The sequence below is a fragment of the Enterococcus sp. AZ062 genome (assembly GCF_051715065.1).
GTDB classification, from domain to species: Bacteria; Bacillota; Bacilli; order Lactobacillales; family Enterococcaceae; genus Enterococcus_B; species Enterococcus_B mundtii.
In genome coordinates this window covers 2,783,761-2,805,913 of sequence record NZ_JBIOTB010000001.1, presented here as the reverse complement: position 1 = coordinate 2,805,913, position 22,153 = coordinate 2,783,761, and the positions used below count along the sequence as shown (strand labels likewise).

Below are 22,153 nucleotides of genomic sequence, written 5' to 3'. Positions count from 1 at the left end.
AGCGAAAGAAAAGGCACGAGCAGATGATTTTCTAAGAACGCTTTTAGCTTGTACGAAAATGGCAAAATTCGAAATATTTTACGTAAGGAACAAATTATGCGTACCAGATGGTAAAAAAATTGAGAAAAATTAATAGGCACTAACGACAACCATCGTTACGTGCCTTTTTTATAACGGGAGAGGAATGATTGAATGAAAAAAACAGTACATGTCGTACCCCACAGTCATTGGGATCGCGAATGGTATTTTACTACAAGTCGCTCGAAAATCTATTTGATGCACAATTTAAGAAAAGTCATTGAACAACTAGAAAAGGATGATCCCTATGAGAGCTTCATTTTAGATGGACAGGCTTCGCTGTTAGATGATTACTTGAAGTGGCGTCCGCAGGACAAAGAAAGGATTCAACAACTTGTTCAACAAGGGAAGTTGATCATTGGCCCATGGTACACTCAAACCGATCAATTAGTGATCTCGGGAGAAAGCATTGTTCGGAATATGTTATACGGCATGAAAATTTGTGAAGAATTCGGGACATACATGAATGTTGGGTACGTCCCAGATTCTTTCGGCCAAGCAGCCAGTATGCCACAAATCTATCGTGAGTTTGGTATCAATGATACGATGTTTTGGCGTGGTGTCAGTGATGACGACGTTAAACATACAGAGTACAAATGGCGTGGAGAAGATGGTTCGGTGGTCAATGTCTACCAGATCCCAAGTGGGTACTACATTGGCGGTGCCATTCCTGAACGAGAAGCAGAATTAGCAGAGTTCTTACATCAAGAACCGTTTAAAACGACTTGGGGACGCAGTGCTACGGATCAAGTGTATTTTCCAAATGGTTTCGATCAAGCACCAGTCAGAGAAAATCTTCCAGAATTGGTTGATCGAATGAATCAACTTTATGAGGATGAGTATGAGTTACAATTTTCAACGATTGAAAAATACATTGCCGCAGTCAAAGAACGCCATCCTGAGTTGGAAGAAATCGCCGGTGAACTGATCAATGGCAAATTGATGCGAATCCATAAAACGATTTTTTCTTCACGTCCTGATTTGAAGGCAATGAACACTCAGATCCAACATTACTTAGTCAATGTTATGGAGCCTATCTTAACGATGGCCATGCAATTAGGATTTGAGTACCCCGTGGAAACAGTCATAGAGATTTGGAAGTTAATGTTTGAAAATGCGGCGCATGATTCCATTGGTTCTTGTGTTTCTGATACGACCAATGAAGATATCTATATGCGCTATAAGCAGGCGCGAGATATTTCCATGAATCTTGTCGAATTGACTTTACGACAGATTTCTACTGCAATCAATAACCCACAAGCACAAGAAATTACTTTCACACTCTTCAACACCTATGATACAAGACGCAATGGGGTCATTGAAGCAGAAGTTTATTTGCCACAAAAAGAGTTTGCGATTCTTGATCAAGCTGGTCAGGCGTTGCCTTATACGATTTTAGAGCTTACCGACCAAACGGAGTATGTTTTGAATCAAGGAAATATTTTAAATCCAGTCAAGGAAATCTATTTGCCGGAGAAAGTCTATAAAGTGAAGATTGCCTTAGAAACGACGGATGTGCCGAGTATGGGTTATACCCAGCTGACGGTTGATTTGAAAGGTGATACAAGCGCACCATTGCAGGAGGTAAAAACCAATACGGTTGAAAACGAGTACTATCAGATCACTGTCAATAACAATGGTTCTTTGGATATTCTTGATAAAACCAATCAAGTGCTTTACAAAAACCAAGGGATCATTGAAGAAAATGGCGACGATGGTGATTCATTCAATTATTCACCACCTGTGAAAGATTTTGTGATTTCATCAATTGATGCGCAACCAACGATCACCATTCAGCAATCAGAAATCTACCAAAAGATCCATATAGCTTTCACGTTGAAGGTTCCGAAGGATTTAGCTGAACGTGCAGAAAAGAAAGTCTCGTCTTCACTGCCGATCCAATTGACGATGGTGTTGAAAAAACAATCACAACAAATTGATTTCAAATTAACGGTTGAAAACCAACAAGTTGATAGCCATCGGGTATGTGTGCTATTTAATACTGGGATTGCCTCGAAATTTTCGCTTGCTGACCAACAGTTTGGTACGTTGGAGCGTCCAGTTGTATTTGAAAAAGAAATGGCCCTTTGGGAAGCCAATAAAGAGCAATGGAATGAGCAACCGATTGCCATAGAAACTTGTCAATCCTTTGTCGGTTTATTCGATGCGTCCCATGGCGTAGCAGTTATGCCCCAAGGGGTACGTGAATATGAGATTGTGGGGGAAGCGTTTGATACGATTCGCTTAACGATTTTCCGGACCTATGGCTTCATGGGGAAAGAGAATCTACTGTATCGCCCAGGGCGTGCTTCAGGAGAATCAGTGATTGAGACACCAGCTGCACAGTGCCACAAAACGATGCATTTTGATTTCTCCATTGTTTACTTTGCTCAGGGATTTGACCAAGCAAATGTCGCACAACGTGCCAAACAAGCAGTAACACCGATCACTCTTTATCAATACGCAGAATTCCTGAATTCCCGATTGATTTTTACTTTAGGATCGGTTGAGCCAACTTTGCCGACAAACTTTAGTCTTTTTGAGATCAATGGCAATCTAACCTTGAGTGTATTGAAAAAGGCGGAAGAGCGTTCAGGTTACATTTTGCGTCTATACAATGGGCTTTTAGATGAAGTGGGACATGCGTCTATCACATTCAACCATCCAGTGAACGTAGTAGAAACAGTCAATCTAAAAGAAGCTAAGAGAGAAGCACTTTTGGTGGAAAATAATGCCGTCACTCTTGAAAAGATTAACCATGCAAAATTTGTGACATTGTATGTGGAATGATCGCTACTGAGAAAAAGTGACGCGAAGTAGTGAGTCCGCTTATGAGACAGAAAAGTGAAAAAGGTTCGTAAGTCCTATTAAAGTACTTACGAGCCTCTTTGTTTACTAATGCGAAACAAGCAAGAATCTGGCTCTTTGTCAATAAGGACTAATAAGTTGTGTAAAGTCAAATCTGGAAAGCGTAACTAGTTAACTTATGTCACGTGCCCATGACTTCAGCACAAAAATAACTGAAAAAAATGGGTCGAACTCTAATAAGGGTAATTGGCGCTTGGATCAAAAAAAATAAGGGACCACTGATCCTCACCAATATGGTAAAAGATGGAGTTGAAGTGGTGAATAGTACTATCGGATCGAAATTAATAGTGTTAAGCGAACATAAATGAATCGAAATAGTAATACAACTATTTACTGACTGTAACATAAGTATTATATATACAGAATAAAAGTGGCAATCGTTGTTCAGGATGCTACTTTTTGTGGTTTAAAAGAATAATTACTCTATTATGCATTGTATAGCAAGTCTTAGCCTTTTAAGTTATGATAATCAGATAAAGAGGACAAGGAGAACGACGATGAAAGAACAATTACTTGCTTACTTACAAAATCAAACAGCTTTTTTCTCTATCGAAAATGTAAGCGATATTTTCACCGCGAAGGATATTGCTGAGAAGTTTTTAGTCAAGAGAAACACGATCAGTCACTATTTAAATCAGTTAACGGAAGAAAGACATCTAGTAAAAATTACTACCCGGCCAGTGTATTTTTTTCATAAACAGGCATTTGAAATCCAAAATTACCCCTTAACCCAAAACGTATATGATAGTCTAGCTGCTGTTGGAGCAGAAAAGCCCTTTTTTGATCGAAAAGAAGATTTCTTTTCCAGTGTAATCGGCAGCAAAGGCAGTCTGGCAGAAGTGATTGAACAGGTCAAGATGGCAGCCTTCTATCCAAATGGTGGGCTTCCCTTCTTGCTGACGGGGGAAAGTGGAACTGGGAAGAGTTTTCTTGTAAAAATGTTCCATCATTATTGTGTGGAAAATGAATTATTAGAGAGCGATGCTCCGTTGATCACGATCAATTGCGCGCAGTATGCCAACAACCAAGATTTATTGACGAGTAATTTATTTGGACATGTGAAAGGAGCCTTCACTGGAGCAGAAGAAGATCGTAGAGGTGCATTTGAAGCAGCAGCCGGCGGGGTACTATTCCTAGATGAAGTTCATCGACTGAATGCCGAAGGACAGGAAAAATTATTCACTTTTATGGATCAGGGAGTTATCTATCGAATGGGGGATACGAGCCGGTCAATCCCAGTGGATTGTCGGCTGGTGTTTGCGACGACCGAAGATTTCAAACAAACATTTCTAACAACCTTTTTGCGACGAATCCCAATTCAAGCAACACTGCCTGCTTTGGAAGAACGGACGATTTCCGAACGGAAACAGCTGACCTTGCAAGCATTCTTTGACGAGCAAAAGCGTATTGGCCTGCCCTTGGAGCTCTCGCCCCAAGTAATCGAAATATTAACGACTAGTCATTTTTCTGGGAATGTCGGTGAATTGAAAAGTATGATTAAGATTATTACAGCTAAAAGCTATACAGCCAGTCTAAAACGGGGGGTGAAAAAAATAGTGGTCACTGTGTATCATTTACCAGAACAGTTATTGCAGTTGACAAAGGAACCCAATGAATTAGTGATGATGCAACCGATTCTTATTGATGGGCAAACGCAAATCCAGCAACTAACTGCGGAAAGTGAGCCAGAACAGCAAAAAATCATTCAAACGTATGAACAGATTTTGTTCAATTATGTCCAAGCGGGACAGGACTTTGCAACAGCTGTCCCTCCTATTTCTAAAGTGATTGAAAGGCTGTTTGAAAATTTATTGTTTGACCATAAGCAGGAACAAAAACAGCGGACAATGATTTTTGTGACAGAGCATGTTCAGCGAATGATGGAGCAAATCGAGCATTCTTTCCAAATTAACTTTAACGGTAGTATGGTTTATACGATCAGTTATTATTTGTGGCTGCGCAGAAATGTGGAGTGGCTGCCAGATGATCAAGACAAACTTTTATTGACAGAAGACCTGTTGAAAAGTGTTAAGAAGCATTATTCTACAAGTGATCGCTACACAGAAAATCTGATAGGTTTAGTACAAAACGCATTGGATATTGAACTAACGAGTATGGACCGAATCATTTTTACACTTTATATCAACGATATGGGATATTCCAAAGAAACGTTGCTTCCACGAAGCATCATAGTAGCCCATGGCTATGCAACTGCTAGCAGTATCGCAAATGTTGCGAACCGCTTACTGAATGAATCGGTTTTTCAATCTTTTGATATGCCATTAGAAGTTACTCCTAAGCAAATTGCGGAAAGAGTCACCGCATATATTCAGAAAAACGACGTATCTAATGGACTAGTTGTCTTGTTCGACATGGGTTCTTTGAAAGAAATCTATCAATATATTCCAGAATTGAAGGTACCGATTGTCATGATGAACAATGTAACGACAAGTGTAGCCATCGCTGTCGGAGAATGCATTCAGCAGAACGTTTCGTTGAGAGAGATTCCTGAGCGGGTAAATGCTTGCCACCAAAATGAATGGGAGATCATTCTTCCGAAAGTTAAAAAAGAGAAAGTTGTCATTACGACTTGTTCAACTGGAATTGGAACCGCTGTTCAAATCTCCACCTTATTAGAAAAAAGTATTCCTGATCATTTACAGATTCGGATCCTTCCTTATGAATTCAACCAGTTGGAAAATAGTGAACATATGAAACAGATATTAACATCTTATGATGTTGTTGGTATTATAGGAACCACTAAACCTCGCCAAGAGCTGGCACCTTTTATTTCTTTAGAAGAACTGATTTCAGGCGCTGGGACAGAAGTGTTATTAAGTTGGTTAAAGGAAGAATTGGATGAAGAGATGATCGCCTATGTGAACAATCAATTAGTAAGAAACTTTTCATTGAATCGAGTGATTCAATCGGTAACGATTCTAGATACAGAAAAAGTAATTTCCCAAATGGAATTTTTCGCGGGAGATCTGGAACGCATGTGGCAGCAACGGATCACCAATGATCGCAAACTTGCGTTGTTTGTCCATACGAGTTGCTTGATTGAACGTCTTATTCGAAACGAAGCCATTGATAATTATCATGCTAGCAACACATTACTCCAGTGTCATGAAAAACAGCTGAATGAAATCAAAAAAGCGTTTAGTGTCATTGAGAAGGTTTACAGTGTCGCGATACCGGAATCTGAAGTTTGCTACATTTATGATGTTTTATTTGGAAACACTGATTATTCAATGGGTGAAGCGGACTTTTAATCAATAAGAAAAGCGTGCCACTTTTTTTGGCACGCTTTTTGCGTTTAGTAAGGTGTAACTTGGAGCAAAGTGAGGTGAAAGCAGTGGAACAAATCGTTATTTTAGCATCACACGGAAGATTTGCATCAGGAATCTTACATTCGTTAGAACTTATCTGCGGTAAAAAACAATCAGTCGTTGCGATTGACTGCTATGTGGAAGAAACATTTGATCTGACGACAACGGTGGATACCCTGATGCAAACATATAAACATTCTGAAGTGATCGTTATCACAGATATTTTCGGCGGTAGCGTGAACAATGAATTTTTGCGTTATATCCAACAACCAAATTTTTACTTGATTGCAGGCTTGAATTTGCCATTGTTGATTGAATTGACGACACAATTTCAAAGAGGAGGTGCAATCTCAGAAACGATCCACCAAACGCTGGCCAATTCGAAAGAGATGATCCAGTTTTGTAATGATAGTGTAGAAAAAGAAATCGAAGAAGAAGAATTTTAGGAGGGTCAACATGATTATTTTGACACGAGTCGATCATCGACTATTACACGGACAAGTCGCATTTTCCTGGACGCAAAATTTAGGCGCAGATTGCATCTTGATTGCCAATGATGATGTGCCGACAAATGATATTCGTAAGACAGCGATCAAACTAGCAAAACCGCAAGGCGTCAAACTGGTGATTAAAACAATTGAGGATTCCATCCAAGCATTACAAAGCGGCGTGACCGATAAATACAAATTGTTCATCGTAGTAGATTCCATCGAGGATGCCTATAGATTAGCAGAACACTATCCAGAAATCACTAAAGTCAATTTGGGTGGGATCAAAGCCAAAGAAGGAACTAAGAATATTGGAAAGGCAGTTAATATTTTACCTGCGGAGGAAGAAATTTTGAAAAAAATGATTGATAAAGGAATTGCTGTCGATATCCGTCAAGTACCTTCGGATAAAAAAGTCGCTGTCGAAGATGTTTTATAAAGAAAGGGGCAAAAGAGATGCTGCAAGCAATATTACTTGGAATTGTTGCATTTATTGCGCAGTCTGAATACGCATTGGGAACATCATTACTGTCGCGTCCGATTGTTACTGGGTTGTTTACAGGAATCGTATTAGGGGACGTAAACACAGGAATTATTATGGGTGCCACACTGGAATTAGCTTTTATTGGTTCGTTTTCTGTAGGTGCTTCTATCCCACCAGATGTTGTAACAGGAGGAATTCTTGGCACAGCATTCGCAATTACAGCAGGAGCGGGAACTGAGACAGCTTTACTATTAGGACTTCCAATCGCTACATTAACGCTAATCCTGAAAAATGTATACTTAGGCCTGCTTATTCCAATGATGAACCAAAAAGCTGATTTATACGCGACTGATGGGAATTACAAAGGTGTGGAACGAATGCACTTATTAGCCGGTTTTGGCTTGTCTTTGATGTTAGCCCTTATAGTTACGATTTCCTTCATGGTGGGCAGCAATACGATTAGTAAGTTATTGGAGATGATTCCGGTATTTGTACAGAATGGATTATCAGTTGCAACTGGTTTGATTCCAGCCTTAGGGTTTGCCATGTTGGCTCGGTTGCTGATCAACAAACAAGTTGCTCCTTATTTCTTTTTAGGTTTTGCATTAGCAGCTTATTTAGAGATTCCTGTTACGGGAATTGCGATCTTTGGAGCGATAACTGCTGTTGTAGTTGTGAATTTAAGAAACATTCGTGAACAAGGGCAATCTGTTCAAATGACTTCAGGGGAGGTACTTGATGATGAAGAAGACTTCTAATGAGAAACCCGAGATTACCAAGAAAGAGTTGAATCATGTCTTTTGGCGTTCATTTCAAATGGAGTTCTCATGGAACTATGAGCGACAAATGAATTTAGCTTATGTCTATGCTATGATTCCGATTTTGAAGAAACTCTATAAAACAAAAGAATCTATGGCTGATGCGTTGAAACGACATCTGGAATTTTTCAACACGACCCCGCATATCGTCACGCTTATTTTAGGAATCAACGCGGCGATGGAAGAAGAAAATAGCAATGATCCGAATTTTGATTCATCAGCAATCGAAAACATCAAGACTTCTTTGATGGGGCCTTTAGCAGGGATTGGCGATTCTTTCTTTTGGGGAACGTTACGGTTAATTGCCACAGGGGTAGGAACTTCATTGGCATTACAAGGGAATATACTAGGTCCGATTCTGTTTCTATTGATTTTCAATGTCCCACATCTACTATTTCGTTATTTTGCGACTGGTTGGGGATATAAACTTGGATCGGGATTTTTAAAGAAAATTCAGGAAAACGGTTTGATGGAAAGCTTAACCTATGGCGCGGCGATTATTGGGTTGATGGTCGTAGGAGGAATGACCGCTACGATGATTGATATCAACATTCCGTTGCAGATCGGTTCAGGAGAGAATGCGGTTACGGTACAAAGTATCTTTGATGATATCGTACCGAAAATTTTATCATTAGGTGCATTTGGCGCTGTCTTTTATCTTTTGAAAAAAGAAGTCAAACCGTTGATTATCCTGCTTGGATTAGCAGTCTTAGGTATTTTGGGATCCTTGATTGGACTCTTTTAAGGAGGAATTGTTGTGGCAACAATGATGGACTATATACAGGAAGAGCAAGCAACATTAGTTAAGATCTTGCAGGAATTTGTTCCTAAAAAAGAAGAAAAAAGAGCTGCGATCGAACATCTATTGATTTTGGCAACAGGTTCTTCTTCAAATGCCTGTTTAGCAGCAAAGTACGCGATGGAGAAATTAGCGGGGATCACTGTCACTATTGAAGAGCCATACCACTTTAATCATTACGGACATCTTTCTAAAGAAATAGAGACAGTTTTGGCGGTTTCTCAAAGCGGAAAAAGTACCTCTACTATAGATGCAGTGGCGCATTTGTCCGAACAAGGTTTTTACACAATCAGTTTAAGTAGTGATTCCCAAAGTCTTCTGGCTCAAAAAGCAAACGAAAGAATTGATCTAGGAACTGGGATCGAAACCGTTGGATTCGTGACAAAAGGATATGTAGCAACGGTATTACAACTCTATTTAATGGGGGTATCTATTGGTTACAGTAAAGGAATACTATCCGATGAACAAGTGTCGATGACCAAAAACCAGTTAGAGGAGATGATTGAGGCCATTCCGCAAGTTATAGCTAAAACGATTGATTTTTTTGAGAAAAACGCAAGCATCTTTAAACTAGCGAATCGGTTTGTGGCAGTCGGTTATGGACCAAACTGGGGAACCGCTAAAGAATTTGAAACGAAATTCACCGAAACCATTCGAGTGCCTTCTCAAGGGTTTGAATTGGAAGCTTATATGCACGGACCTTATCTTGAAGCCAATCATCAACATGTGCTCTTCTTTATAGAAGCACCAAGCTCGAATCAATCAAGAGCCCAACTATTGCATGATTATATAGAATCTCATGTAGGAAAAGCTTATACGATCACCACAGCAGTAGCAAAGAATCCCGATACACTTGGGCTGGATGTAGCATGTGAAGAAACTTTTTCTTCTTTGCTTTTAGTTATTCCGTTCCAAATTTTCTCCTATCTCGGGGCAGGTGCTAAAGGGATCGATCTGAATAACCGTATTTTTGATGACTTTGATCAAGTTTTAAAAAGTAAAATTTAGAGGTGGAAAAATGCTTAAATTTAATGAACAACAACAAATTGATGATATCCAAGGAATGTTAGAGCTACGTCCTGAAATTGAAAAAATAGTCGATTTCCTTGATGAACAAGGCTTTGATGCGATTTATTATCTAGGAATTGGTGGTACGTATGCTTCTGCCATGCAAGCAGTTACCTACATCAATGGAAAAAGCGACCTACCAGTTTACGTCCAACATGCGGCAGAATATTATACAACCGGTAACCGTCGTTTGACTAAAGACTCGTTAGTTATCTTGTCCTCTGTTACTGGAACGACACAAGAAGTGGTTAAATCAGTTGAAGAAATCAAAAAAGTAGGAGCAACCTTATTAGGGTTTATTGATACAAAAGGCAGTATTTTGGCGGAACAATGTGACCATATCATTACGTATCCTGCAGCAGGAACAGAACAAATAAAATTCTTTATGGTGGCAGATCGGTTAATGAAAAACCATGGAGATTTTCCTGATTACGAAGCCTACTATCAAGAATTGGAACAATATTTAGCAAAAGGATTAGTAGAAGCTGAGAAGCAGGCGGATGAATTTGGGCGAGGATTTGCGGAGAAACATCGTCATGATGCCATGCATTATTTCATCGGTGCGGGAAATCAATGGGGTGCAGTCTATTCTTACGCCATGTGCTACTGGGAGGAACAAAGCTGGTTACGTTCAAAATCGATCCATGCTGCTGAGTTTCTTCACGGAACGTTGGAAATCGTTGATGAAACTACACCTGTCACAGTGTTTTTAGGAGAAGACGAACAACGCCCATTATCAGAAAGAGTCGCTAAATTGTTACCAAGAATTTGTGCAAACTATACATTGATCGATACGAAGGACTATCCTGTTTCAGGAATAAGTGAGAAATATCGTGGCCGAGTGCTTTCTCACTTATTGATGCATTGCGTGACACAGCGGATTGATGCCTATGTCGAACAAATGAATTGCCACCCGCTGGAAATTCGACGCTATTATCGCCAATTTGAGTACTGATAGAAAAAAAGGGTAAGATGATAGAGAAAAAGACAATTTTAATGGATCTCAGAGGGAGTCTGAAACATAATTTTTCTATGGAGTAGATAGGGAATCAATCTGTATAAGAGAAAGTGATCTATCTTTAAATGATATAATTGAACAATGTATAGAGCGTTTCGTTAACCAAATGTTAATGGAACGCTTTTTTGGTATGTTTTTGGGGGACAAAAAGAAGAAAATGTTTAGTTTGGGAACGCTATTACAAGTACTCGATGAAGAAGATGAGACGATTAGCGAGGGAAAGAAGGCAATTAATTTAGTTTAAAGTTAACTGGAAAAGGAGGGGGTTTTTTGAATCAAAAGGTTCCTAATATTTTTGAAAGATATGGTGTTAATCTATCTTTGAAAGATACCCGAAAAGTGGGAATTCTTTCTAAGAATTTAGACAGAAATATTTTGATTCTTGAAAAGAGCATAGATCATCTACTTAGAGGCGAAGCGTTTTGGGAGTAAATAGATAAGTGGTGAAGATAATGATAATCACGTAAGTATCCCAATAATCAACAGGAGAGAATAAAACCCTTGTACGCCTTTTTAAAGGTGATAAAAAAATGTTTAAAACAAAAAAATGCCACCACGCACACTCTTTTCCAAACTACCGAAGTAGCCAAGAGTGTACTGGTGACGTGGGTTTGGCACCCAATGGGCCGTGAGGGGCTCGAACCCGCGACCCGCTGATTAAGAGTCAGCTGCTCTACCAACTGAGCTAACGGCCCATATGAAAAAGTACTTTATTATAGTAGCACTAAGCATTTTAAAATGCAAGGTACGTACAATAAAAAATCTACGAAAACTTTACTACTTCCTAGAAATTCATTCATAGTTTATTCATAAATGACCGTTATGATAAATGTATCCCAACCAACAAAGTTCTTGCAAAAGAACAACCCATAACACTTTTTCATTTTTTTACTCCTTTCCCGTCATGAAAATGGCGGGTCTTTTTTTATTCCAAGAAGAATCTAGAACAAACCTCATTTAAACACTTGTTATTGGTGTTTGATTTTGTTATTAATTTATCTAGTTTGAGTAACTAGATTGAATGTTTTTGAAAACTTTGATAAGATATTAATGAGAACATTAAAGGAGCTTTCATAATGGAAAAAATGCGCCAGCAATTAATTGATTGGGCTGTCAGTATCGAAACGTTTCGTTTACCTCATTGGGAAGAACTTCCAGACTTGGAGCTATACATGGATCAAGTCAAGACCCTGGTGGATCGTCACTTATCACCAGTTATCCAAGGAGAAAAACATCCTTTGTTAACTTCTTCAATGGTTAATAATTATGTGAAACTAGGTTTGGTACCGGCGCCAATCAAAAAGCGATACAACAAACAACATGTGGCATTTCTGATTGCTATCACAACGCTTAAACAAGTGTTGACGATTCCTGAAATCAAAGAAGGAATTTTGTTTCAAGGAAAAACAGTGGGCATCCGTGAAGCATACAATCTTTTTTGTGATGAACAAGAAAATGCAATACGAATGGTCAGTCAATTAGCCCAAGGAAAACAACATGAACAATTACTGAATCAAGAACTTCCATTAGAATATGTTGCTGTACGTTCAGCGACGATTTCTTTTGCAATGAAGCTACTAGCGGAAAAAACGATCAGCCTAGAAAGCGAATATTTACAAGAGGCAAAAAAGGAGAAAGAAAATGAAGAATAAGATTGCGATTTTAGTAGACTCAGGAACAGATGTGCCACAAGAAATCATCGATATGTACAATATTTATGTGATCCCTTTGAAAATCATTTATAAAGATAGAGAATATACAGACAAGGTCGATATCACTCCTGAAGAGATTTATAAGCGTTTACCTGAGGAAATTCCGGGTACTTCGTTACCTGATGGAGAATCAATCACTAAAATTTTTGATCAAATCAAAAATGATGGCTATGATAAAGTTCTAGCAATCACTATTTCAAGTGGTTTGAGCGGAACGAATAATGTGGTTCGTCTTGTTGCGCAAGAACAAGAAGGAATCCAAACACATGTATTAGATACTAAAAATATTGGGATCGGTGCTGGTTTTACAGCAATCCAAGCCGCAAAATGGATCGAAGAAGGCATGGAATGGGAAACGCTGATCGATGAATTAGTTGCATTAGCAGAACGGACGAAAGTCTTTTTCAATGTAGCAACACTTGAATACCTGCAAAAAGGCGGACGTATCGGTCTAGTTGCCTCAATTTTAGGAAATGCCTTAAAATTGAATCCCATTATCTCTTGTAATGAAGAGGGCATCTATTATACAGTAGGTAAAGCACGAGGCAGAAAGAAAAGTTTAGACAAAACAATGTCCTATGTGAAAGAAACTGTCGGGGATGCGAAAGTCTTCAACTTGGCAGTCGCACATGGTGCAGCGGAAGAAGAAGCAATTGAAATGAAAGCTCGCTTTGAACGTGAATTCCCAAATGCCCAAGAGATTTATTTTGGACAAATCTCACCGGCATTGGTTGTCCATACTGGCCCAGGTTTATTAGGGATCGGTGTACAAATACTTGAAGCATAATATGATCGAAGCGAAGTGATCATCAAAGAACAGATTTATTTTTTATCTAAAATAATTAGAAAAAAATAGTGGACAGGAAAAGAATCGTAAATAGAATCCCGCTCTTTAGAAGTTAGATATTGATCTGACTTCTCTAGGGCGGGATTTTTTATGGGGAAATTTAATTTTTGAATTTAATGGAACATGCTTCAAGAGTTTTGGGAGAAGAAAAAACACTATTCCGGGATTTTTGATTTTGTATAAAACATTAGGTTGACCTTAGAATCGCTCTAACCAATATCATTAAAGTAGGCATAGAAATGCGGATCATATCGATTGATCACTATGCCAGTTTATTTTTAGGTAGAAAGAAGGAGTTTAAAAATGAATTATTTAGAATTAAGTGCCCACAGAGAAAATCCAGCGGTAACGATCATGTTAGGGATGCCAAATGACGAGAAAAGTGCTGAAAAATATCAACTAGTGTTAAAAAATCTAGTCAAACAGATTATTTTAGAGTTGGAAGAAAGGGAAGGAACAGCGGCGAAAACAATGATTCGTAAAATCGATCAAGTGTTAAAAGACTTTCAACCTACGCATAAAAGAGGAAGCATTGTCTATTTTATTTCGCCAAGCGTCAATGAACAAATCGAAGTACCGTTTGTGTTGGAGAGTCAATTTGTTATTGATGCGTATTTCCATACAAAAGAAATCTTACGAAGTGAAAGTAAAATGAACCATTATTATGTGTTAACGATTGGGATGGATTGTTCACGTCTACTAGAATATGTAGATGATAAGCTGATACAAGAAGTGAAAGACGCACATTTCCCAATCAGGAATAAAGGCTACTGGACAAAAGACCGCGTATTGAATTCAATGGGAAGTGTTCAAACGAATTACAAAAAAGAGTTTTTCAAATGGATTGATTCTGAGTTACAACCTTATTTGAATCGTCATCCACACCCAATCATTTTAGCTGGAACAACAGAAAATATTGCGACATATAAACAGATTTCACATAAAGATGAACGGATTGTTGGAGAAATCTATGGGAACTTTACAGTTGATAGTGGCGAAAATGAGTTGGCAATAGGAGAGCAAGCAAATCAGGTGATTCAAGAATACATTCGTCATCAAAAAAAGACGATACTACACACTATAGTAGGGATGGAAAACCAAGGGCGTGTAGAGCGTGATGTAGCCAACATCTACAGACAAGTAATTAAAGGAAAAGGGCAAAAATTGATTGTGGATCACGCTTACTATCAAGAGGCAGTGATTAGAGATCATCAAGTCAAATTAGTAGGTATCTCACCGAATGACGAAGGTTACGTCGAAGATATCGTCAATGAAATCATTTATGAAGTCATGCGTTACGGAGGAGAAGTTATCTTTGCCGAAACAGAAGTATTAGAAAATCAATCGCCGATCCTGTTGCAATTACGTTATTAAAAATCGATTCATACAAATGGGAAACTAGGAAGCTTAGAAGAATAAGGAGATGGCACAAGCCCAACACTCGGATACATTCGGAGGTTGGGCTTTTTGATGAAAGTTCAAGTCTAAAAAGTTTGGAATAGCTAAGAAAACACCCGTAATCTTAAAAGATAGTATAAGATTCTTTTCAAATCAGCCTTGAGGCGTAGGTTATCTTATTGACCTTATAGTACAATGTTTAAAACAGAAAACAGCTACATGGAGGTTATGTATGAAGAAAACAAAACTTATTGCCACTCTCTTGGTCTCAAGCCAAGTTTTACTAGCAACACCAATCGTATTAGCAGACGAGACAGCAACAACGCAAAGTATTGTCCCAATTTCAGGAACGGTCGACTCGACAGTTGCTACGGATTCCTCCGAGTCAACAACGACAACCAGCTCTAGTGAACGATTACAGATCAATGCAGTAGCAATCGGTAATGCGTTAACGAAAGAACAAGAAACTTATACATTAGATAAATTAGGGATCAAAGGAGAAACTCCGATCTATAAAACGTCTGGTACAGACTTGATGTCCTATATTCCTGACGGTGGATTTACCAAGGACTGGGCGGTTTACAGTTCTGTACGTATGCAGACGCTTGCTGAAGGCGAAGGGATCACTGTTGATATCGCGACACCAGAAAATATCACACGGATCACAGCCGCTCAGTATCAAAATGCAGCGTTAACAGCTGGGATCACCGATGCAAAATTGACGGTCGCATCTGCAGTACCAATCGATGGTTCAGGTGCTTTAGCTGGTGTGTACAAAATCGTAGAAGAGTCAGGGGGCATTATTAATCAAGACCGTGTCAGCGTGGCTCAAAATGAGATGGATGTTTTATCGTCTATCACAGAAGAAAACAAAGACAAAGATGGCTATTCCGATGAAGCATTAAATAAAGCACAGGAGCAAGCGAAAGAAGAATTAGCAGCTAAGACTGCTGATGGCAAAGAGCTGACACAAGCGGATATTCAAACGACAGTAGAAAAAGCTCTGAAGGATAATGGACTAGAAGATGTAATGACAAGCGATCAAGTCACAGAAATAACTTCGTTGATGAGTGAAATGAAAGATAAAAATATTTTTGAAGACTTCGTGAAGGAATTAGACTTGACTGAGGCAAGCAAGCAAATTCAAGAAAAATCAAAAGGGCTTTGGGAAAATATCAAAGGATTCTTTAGTGGCATATGGGATTCGATCACTGGTATGTTTTCTGGTGACTCTCAATAATCGAAATAGTTTTTTATATATGAAATATTTGATTTGAGCTACACTATACGGATCTTTAATAAATGAAGCAAGAATAAACCGCTGTAACTTTTCCGAGTTAGCGGTTTATTTTTATAATCATCTAATCGCATACTTTAATAAGCTACAAGTGGGATTCGTGGAGGTTTGTAGGAATCCGAATCCGCCTGTTCAATCATGCAAATTTTATCAATAACGTCCTATTTTTTTAGAAAGATGAAACCTGATAAGAAATGCGGTATAATGGAACAGAATGACAATACTAACTAAGAGGTGGCTCTTTATGAAAAAAATACTAGTTGTCGACGACGAAAAACCGATTTCGGATATCGTCAAATTTAACTTAGCAAAAGAAGGTTATGACGTCTATACAGCATATGATGGGGAAGAAGCTTTAGCAAAAGTAGCCGAAGTGGAACCTGATTTGATTTTACTAGATTTGATGTTGCCAAAAATGGATGGCTTAGAAGTGGCTCGTGAAGTACGAAAAACGTTTGATATGCCGATCATCATGGTAACAGCTAAGGATTCTGAAATCGATAAAGTGTTAGGCTTGGAACTGGGAGCAGATGATTATGTGACCAAACCGTTCTCTAATCGTGAATTAGTGGCACGTGTGAAAGCAAATCTTCGACGTGGCGCTTCTGCTACCAAAGAAGTGGAAGAAGTCACACCTTCTGAACTGATCATTGGGGACTTAACGATCCATCCCGATGCGTATATGGTGACGAAACGTGGCGAAACGATTGAATTGACTCACCGTGAGTTTGAACTGCTCTTTTATTTAGCAAAACACATTGGTCAAGTCATGACACGGGAACATTTGTTACAAACCGTCTGGGGCTATGATTATTTTGGTGATGTTCGTACAGTAGACGTGACCGTTCGTCGTTTGCGTGAAAAAATCGAGGATAATCCAAGTCATCCTAGCTATTTAGTTACACGCCGAGGCGTAGGGTATTACTTGCGTAATCAAGAACAGGAGTAATTGGATGAAAGGAAAAGTCCGTTTTTTTCGATCAGTAAACTTCAAAATAGCTATTACATTTATTTTGATTTTACTGATCTCAATTGAAATTATAGGTGCTTACTTTATTAGAGGATTGGAACGTTCAACGATCAATACCTTTATCAAAGATATGAACCAAACAGTCGAAACATTAGCGACAACGATTAGTCCAGAACTGAATGGGAAAGGCAATGAAAGTGCGACTATCGATGATGTCAATGGGAATATCAAGCGTTTTATTGAGACCAGTGCTTCAAGTGATATCATCGAGATCCGTGTCGTGGATGAAAAAGGCATCATTCGAGCAACGACAGAGGTAAGCGAACAAGGTTCAGTCGGCAAAAAAAATGATTACGTCGATATGAATGATTTTACAACCAAACGCTATGTCGCATTAGATGATGACGGAAAACGAGTAAATATCAATATTCAACCGATTTTGTCCCCGACCGGCGACGCCGTCATCGGGGCTCTTTACGTCAAAAGTGATATCGAACAAAAATATTCAGAAATCAATAATACAGCACTGATTTTCTTTACGGCTTCGTTAATTGCTGCATTTATCTCAATGGTTGTGTCTGTTCTGGTCGCACGTTCCATTACGCAACCAATCGGTGAAATGCGTGAGCAAGCGATCCGCATTGCTCGTGGTGATTATAGCCGTAAAGTAAAGGTCCATGGTCAAGATGAATTAGGTCAGTTGGCTGAAACGTTCAACCAATTAGCAGAACGGATCGAGGAAGCGCAAGATACGATGGAAGCTGAACGAAATCGGTTAGACAGCGTCTTGTCACATATGACAGATGGCGTTATTGCAACCGATCGTCGTGGGAAGATCATTACGATCAATGATATGGCTGTCTCATTATTAGACTTGAAAAAAGAAGAAGCAATCGGACAGTCAATCTTGACCCTTTTAGCAATTGAAGAAGAATACACGTTACGAAAACTGTTAGAAGATCCGAATGAAATGATTTTAGATCGATCCACTGGAGCGAGAGAAGCTGACCAGATGATTTTACGCGTCGATTTTTCGATGATCCGTCGAGAATCTGGCTTTATCAGTGGGTTGGTTGCAGTTTTACATGATGTAACGGAACAAGAGAAAACAGAACGGGAACGTCGTGAGTTCGTATCGAACGTTTCCCATGAGTTGCGTACGCCTTTAACAAGTATGCGTAGTTATATCGAAGCACTGAGTGAGGGTGCTTGGAAGGACGAAGAAGTCGCACCGAACTTTTTAAAAGTGACCTTAGATGAGACCGATCGTATGATTCGCATGATCAATGATCTACTGAATCTATCTCGCATGGATACGGGGAATACTCAATTACAATTAGAATATGTCAATTTTAATGAACTCGTTAATTTTGTGTTAGATCGTTTTGATATGATGGTTGGTAATCAAGAAAAAAATTATACGATCCGTCGAGAATTTACGCAACGAGATCTGTGGGTCGAGATCGACACAGATAAAATCATCCAAGTTATTGACAATATCATGAACAATGCGATCAAATATTCACCCGATGGGGGAGCAATCACTTGCCGGTTGCTTGAAACACATAACAATGTGATTTTAAGTATTACAGACCAAGGGCTAGGTATCCCTAAAAAAGATTTGAATCGTGTATTTGAACGTTTTTATCGAGTGGATAAAGCAAGAGCTAGAGCGCAAGGTGGAACAGGATTAGGTTTAGCAATCTCTCGCGAAGTAGTGAAAGCACATCGTGGCGCAATCTGGGCAGAAAGTAAGGAGGGACAAGGTTCAACCTTCTATATTTCTTTACCTTATGAACCGTATGAGGAGGAATGGTGGGAATGAAGATTTCTGAAAAATTTATACGAATTGGTTTGATCTTGATGGTTGCATTAAGCCTGTACTTCTCTTATGCAATTTGGTTGAGTCCAGCAGGGAAAACCTCAATCAACTTAGAAGAGAGCAATTCACAAGTGATTGAATCACAAAGCTATCGTAAAGCATCAGAAATTTATTTGCCTTTACACCTCACATGGTTTCAAACAGATACAGTGAAAGAAACGAATAGTGAGAACCTGATTTCTCAAATACATGGGTTGATCGAAGGTGCTCGTTTTGGCAAGCTGACAGAAGTCGTGGAAGCAGACCAAGAGAAGTTCAATCAAAAGAAGTCTCTCAATGAAGGAATCGAATTCTCTTATAACGCACCTTATCTACTCAGTGGCTATGTAAAAGCATTTGGTTTGAATATTGATCTAGGTTCAGTCCAAAATGAAGATGTCTATTTTACGAGTGTCCAATTTGATCTAAAAGACGAAAAAGTTAGTTTTATTGATTATGATCAGCGGACGATTTACGAAGCCAGTCTATCGATGGATTGGAAAGAAATAGAACATGATTTGAATTCTTCAGATGTCAACTGGACACCTGTATTCAGAACGCCAGAAAGTATTGAGACACAGCACAGTATCAAAGAACCAATGAAACTAAAAAAATACAGTTATATCTTATCTCAGCAACCATACACCGTCTTTCGGAATGCTTTTTTTTCCCAGCCAGACGCGGTTAAAAACAATGATGAAAGTACGGAATTGATTTTTTATGATGGCAATGAAACAATGACGATCCATTCAGAAAATCAGATCGTCGATTTTAGAGGAGATTTACCGACGATTGATGAACCAAATAATATTTTTACGGACAGTTTTCCTTATGTCAGCAAACTAGGTGGCGCGTTAGGCAATGTTCGATATTTTGATCGTAATAAGAATACAATCGATTATCGTATTTTTGTAGAAGGATTTCCCGTATTTGGTTCAGATAGTAAAGGAAAAGTTGGAATCGAAATCGGTAATGAGCAAGTGAATAATCAAGTAAGTATCCAAACGAGTTTAAATACCATCCAAGTCCCGATTCCTTCAGATGAAGAAGTCGAGTTGCCTAGCACCGACGATGTATATCAGGAATTAGTAGATAATGGGGCAGAAGAATCGAAAATCGAGTTGATTATTGTTGGCTATACATGGCAAAACATCGAAGAAACGAATCGGGTGGTTGATCTATTCCCAGAGTGGTATGTGAAATATCAAGGAGAATGGTATTCTGCAAATGACTTATTGACCAAACTACCTGAGAAGGAGGCGGAGTAACTATGGATTTCAAAAAAATTGAATGGATTTTCTTCGTCGCCTTTTTAGGATTGAATGTTTTTTTGTTTAGTAGTTACCATGAATCGATCAACCAAGAGCATACGGTAATACGCTCAGATCAGACAGAATCGATCAAAAAACGGTTAGCAAATGATGATATTACTTATACGGGTGATTTTTCTTCAGAAAGTAAGCAAGGCTACTATTTAAGTGCGGAGGAAACGGAACTGAGTCAAACGTTGTTCAAGTATCGCCAAGATAATAATCGACGTGGTTTATTAGAGAGTGGCGTTTCGATCAATGATAATATATTGACTAAAACGTTATCGGACTCTGAATCTGAAAGCAAAGTGCTTGATCCAAATCGCATAGCAAGTTCACTCAATGACTTTTTAGATAACGAGGAAGATGTTTTATTTGGTAATGAGTATATCTATATGAAAAATTTCTCTGTATTAGAAGGTGATTCTCCTGAAATCACAGCGAGCCAAACGTATGAAGGATTGCCATTCTATGATGATACAGCTAAACTTATTTTTTCCCTCGAAAAAAAGGGGGATGAGTATCGCATTTTGAAGTATACTCAAACCCATTTAACGAATATTGAACAGTTGCGAGAAAAAACAGAATTGCATACGGAAGAAGAAGCCATTAATACATTGTATGTAAATAATAAAATCTCTCGAGGATCGAATATCCTTTGGCGTCAACTGGCTTACTCTCGTATTTTGAAAGTACGAGAGAAAAATGTGTATGTACCGGTGTGGTATGTCGCAATTGAAACGCCGGATAAGACCTATCAGATCGAAACGGTCAATGCATTTAGTAATACGATTATTACAAATAATTCGATCCCAAAGGTGGAAGATCATTAAAAAAGTAGGTATAATGAAAAAAGTTTACAAAGTAAGAAGGGAAGTAGTAGTAAAATGGCTGAAGGAAATACAGCTTTTAAAATCAGTATCCTTGCAAGTGGGAGTTCAGGAAACTCATTATATATCGAGAGTGACAAAAAGCGACTTCTGGTAGATGCAGGACTGAGTGGGAAAAAAATTACTTCCTTAATGGCACAAATCGGTCGGACGCCCGATCAATTAGACGGTATTCTTGTGACACATGAACATCGAGATCACATTCATGGGGTAGGTGTTTTGGCGCGTAAGTACCATTTAGATATCTATGCAAATGAAAAAACATGGGAAGCAATGGCTCCGATGATCGGAAATGTCCCAATCGAACAAAAACATTTATTTCAGATGGGGAAAGTCCAAACATTTGGCGATTTAGATATCGAGAGTTTTGGTGTTTCCCATGATGCAGCTTCACCACAATTTTATCGTTTCCATAAAGAGAATCGTTCGTTTGTCATGCTGACGGATACAGGTTATTGTAGTGATCATATGCGAGGGATCATTGAAAATGCTGATGGGTACTTGATGGAAAGCAATCATGATCTAGAGATGTTGCGTATGGGACCTTATCCTTGGAATTTGAAACAACGTATTTTAGGCGATCGTGGTCATTTATCGAATGAAGATGGTGCGTTAGTGATGACTGATGTAATTGGCGATCGTACAAAACGAATCTATTTAGGCCATTTAAGTAAAGAAAACAATATGAAAGAATTGGCCCATTTGACTATGGAAAATATTCTTAAGGAAAAAGATCTAGGTGTGGGATATGATTTCAATGTGTACGACACTGACCCGGATGCTGCAACAGAATTATTTTCAATTTGATCAATCAGTTGTGACGGAAGTGAACAGCTCATAGAAATAAGCGGTAAAGTCCGAAAATTCGAAGGGATTTTTGGGCTTTACCGCTTATTTCATAAGGAGTTACCTCCTGAA

The 22,153-nt window shown here is 38.8% G+C and carries 18 protein-coding genes and 1 tRNA gene; 18 read left to right on the top strand and 1 reads right to left on the bottom strand.

Annotated features, from left to right (window positions below):
* Positions 1 to 192: 192 nt before the first annotated feature.
* From mngB to IGJ00_RS13055, 9 genes are all read left to right on the top strand, one after another.
* On the top strand, positions 193 to 2,868 hold the full coding sequence (gene mngB, locus IGJ00_RS13095) for a mannosylglycerate hydrolase (protein ID WP_438844523.1): 2,676 nt from the start codon (positions 193 to 195) through the stop codon (positions 2,866 to 2,868).
* Positions 2,869 to 3,443: 575 nt separating this feature from the next.
* The gene (locus IGJ00_RS13090; RefSeq protein WP_438844522.1) at positions 3,444 to 6,218 is read left to right on the top strand and encodes a sigma 54-interacting transcriptional regulator; all 2,775 of its coding nucleotides are present in this window, start codon (positions 3,444 to 3,446) and stop codon (positions 6,216 to 6,218) included.
* Positions 6,219 to 6,301: 83 nt separating this feature from the next.
* Complete coding sequence (locus IGJ00_RS13085; RefSeq protein ID WP_066025589.1) at positions 6,302 to 6,721, top strand: PTS sugar transporter subunit IIA; 420 nt, start codon at positions 6,302 to 6,304, stop codon at positions 6,719 to 6,721.
* 10 nt (positions 6,722 to 6,731) lie between these two features.
* Complete coding sequence (locus IGJ00_RS13080; RefSeq protein ID WP_074799379.1) at positions 6,732 to 7,202, top strand: PTS sugar transporter subunit IIB; 471 nt, start codon at positions 6,732 to 6,734, stop codon at positions 7,200 to 7,202.
* Positions 7,203 to 7,219: 17 nt separating this feature from the next.
* Positions 7,220 to 8,005, top strand: a complete 786-nt coding sequence (locus IGJ00_RS13075; protein WP_066025554.1) for a PTS mannose/fructose/sorbose/N-acetylgalactosamine transporter subunit IIC — start codon at positions 7,220 to 7,222, stop codon at positions 8,003 to 8,005.
* On the top strand, positions 7,989 to 8,810 hold the full coding sequence (locus IGJ00_RS13070; RefSeq protein WP_066025588.1) for a PTS system mannose/fructose/sorbose family transporter subunit IID: 822 nt from the start codon (positions 7,989 to 7,991) through the stop codon (positions 8,808 to 8,810). Before IGJ00_RS13075 ends, IGJ00_RS13070 begins: the two co-directional genes overlap by 17 nt.
* A gap of 12 nt (positions 8,811 to 8,822) precedes the next feature.
* Positions 8,823 to 9,872, top strand: a complete 1,050-nt coding sequence (locus IGJ00_RS13065) for an SIS domain-containing protein (protein ID WP_071866424.1) — start codon at positions 8,823 to 8,825, stop codon at positions 9,870 to 9,872.
* A 10-nt stretch (positions 9,873 to 9,882) separates the two neighbouring features.
* Complete coding sequence (locus IGJ00_RS13060) at positions 9,883 to 10,887, top strand: SIS domain-containing protein (RefSeq protein WP_074799381.1); 1,005 nt, start codon at positions 9,883 to 9,885, stop codon at positions 10,885 to 10,887.
* Positions 10,888 to 11,220: 333 nt separating this feature from the next.
* Positions 11,221 to 11,382: a hypothetical protein gene (locus IGJ00_RS13055; protein ID WP_438844521.1), complete on the top strand. Its 162-nt coding sequence runs from the start codon at positions 11,221 to 11,223 to the stop codon at positions 11,380 to 11,382.
* 190 nt (positions 11,383 to 11,572) lie between these two features.
* On the opposite strand, the gene IGJ00_RS13050 is transcribed toward IGJ00_RS13055, so the two are convergent.
* Positions 11,573 to 11,645: transfer RNA gene (locus tag IGJ00_RS13050), tRNA-Lys, on the bottom strand.
* A 381-nt stretch (positions 11,646 to 12,026) separates the two neighbouring features.
* On the opposite strand from IGJ00_RS13050, the gene IGJ00_RS13045 reads away from it, so the two are divergent.
* The 9 genes from IGJ00_RS13045 to IGJ00_RS13005 all read left to right on the top strand — a co-directional run bounded on the left by IGJ00_RS13045 (position 12,027) and on the right by IGJ00_RS13005 (position 22,042).
* Positions 12,027 to 12,602 (top strand): DUF1836 domain-containing protein, encoded by a 576-nt coding sequence (locus tag IGJ00_RS13045; protein WP_010736696.1) that lies wholly within the window; start codon positions 12,027 to 12,029, stop codon positions 12,600 to 12,602.
* The gene (locus IGJ00_RS13040) at positions 12,592 to 13,449 is read left to right on the top strand and encodes a DegV family protein (protein ID WP_066025551.1); all 858 of its coding nucleotides are present in this window, start codon (positions 12,592 to 12,594) and stop codon (positions 13,447 to 13,449) included. The genes IGJ00_RS13045 and IGJ00_RS13040 overlap by 11 nt, the downstream gene beginning before the upstream one ends.
* A gap of 363 nt (positions 13,450 to 13,812) precedes the next feature.
* A complete protein-coding gene (locus IGJ00_RS13035) occupies positions 13,813 to 14,883 on the top strand; it encodes a baeRF3 domain-containing protein (RefSeq protein WP_438844520.1) in 1,071 nt (356 codons plus the stop codon).
* A gap of 256 nt (positions 14,884 to 15,139) precedes the next feature.
* Positions 15,140 to 16,147 carry a DUF1002 domain-containing protein gene (locus IGJ00_RS13030; RefSeq protein WP_071866419.1) on the top strand — a complete coding sequence of 336 codons (1,008 nt, stop codon included), beginning with the start codon at positions 15,140 to 15,142 and terminating at the stop codon, positions 16,145 to 16,147.
* 301 nt (positions 16,148 to 16,448) lie between these two features.
* On the top strand, positions 16,449 to 17,153 hold the full coding sequence (gene yycF / locus IGJ00_RS13025) for a response regulator YycF (RefSeq protein ID WP_019723593.1): 705 nt from the start codon (positions 16,449 to 16,451) through the stop codon (positions 17,151 to 17,153).
* Between the two features lie 4 nt (positions 17,154 to 17,157).
* Complete coding sequence (gene walK / locus IGJ00_RS13020; RefSeq protein WP_010736691.1) at positions 17,158 to 18,999, top strand: cell wall metabolism sensor histidine kinase WalK; 1,842 nt, start codon at positions 17,158 to 17,160, stop codon at positions 18,997 to 18,999.
* Entirely contained in the window at positions 18,996 to 20,303 is a 1,308-nt protein-coding gene (locus IGJ00_RS13015; RefSeq protein WP_071866417.1) for a YycH family regulatory protein, read from the top strand. Before walK ends, IGJ00_RS13015 begins: the two co-directional genes overlap by 4 nt.
* 2 nt (positions 20,304 to 20,305) lie before the next feature.
* Positions 20,306 to 21,178, top strand: a complete 873-nt coding sequence (locus tag IGJ00_RS13010) for a two-component system regulatory protein YycI (RefSeq protein ID WP_010736689.1) — start codon at positions 20,306 to 20,308, stop codon at positions 21,176 to 21,178.
* Between the two features lie 54 nt (positions 21,179 to 21,232).
* Positions 21,233 to 22,042 carry an MBL fold metallo-hydrolase gene (locus IGJ00_RS13005; protein ID WP_071866416.1) on the top strand — a complete coding sequence of 270 codons (810 nt, stop codon included), beginning with the start codon at positions 21,233 to 21,235 and terminating at the stop codon, positions 22,040 to 22,042.
* The last annotated feature ends 111 nt before the right edge of the window (positions 22,043 to 22,153 follow it).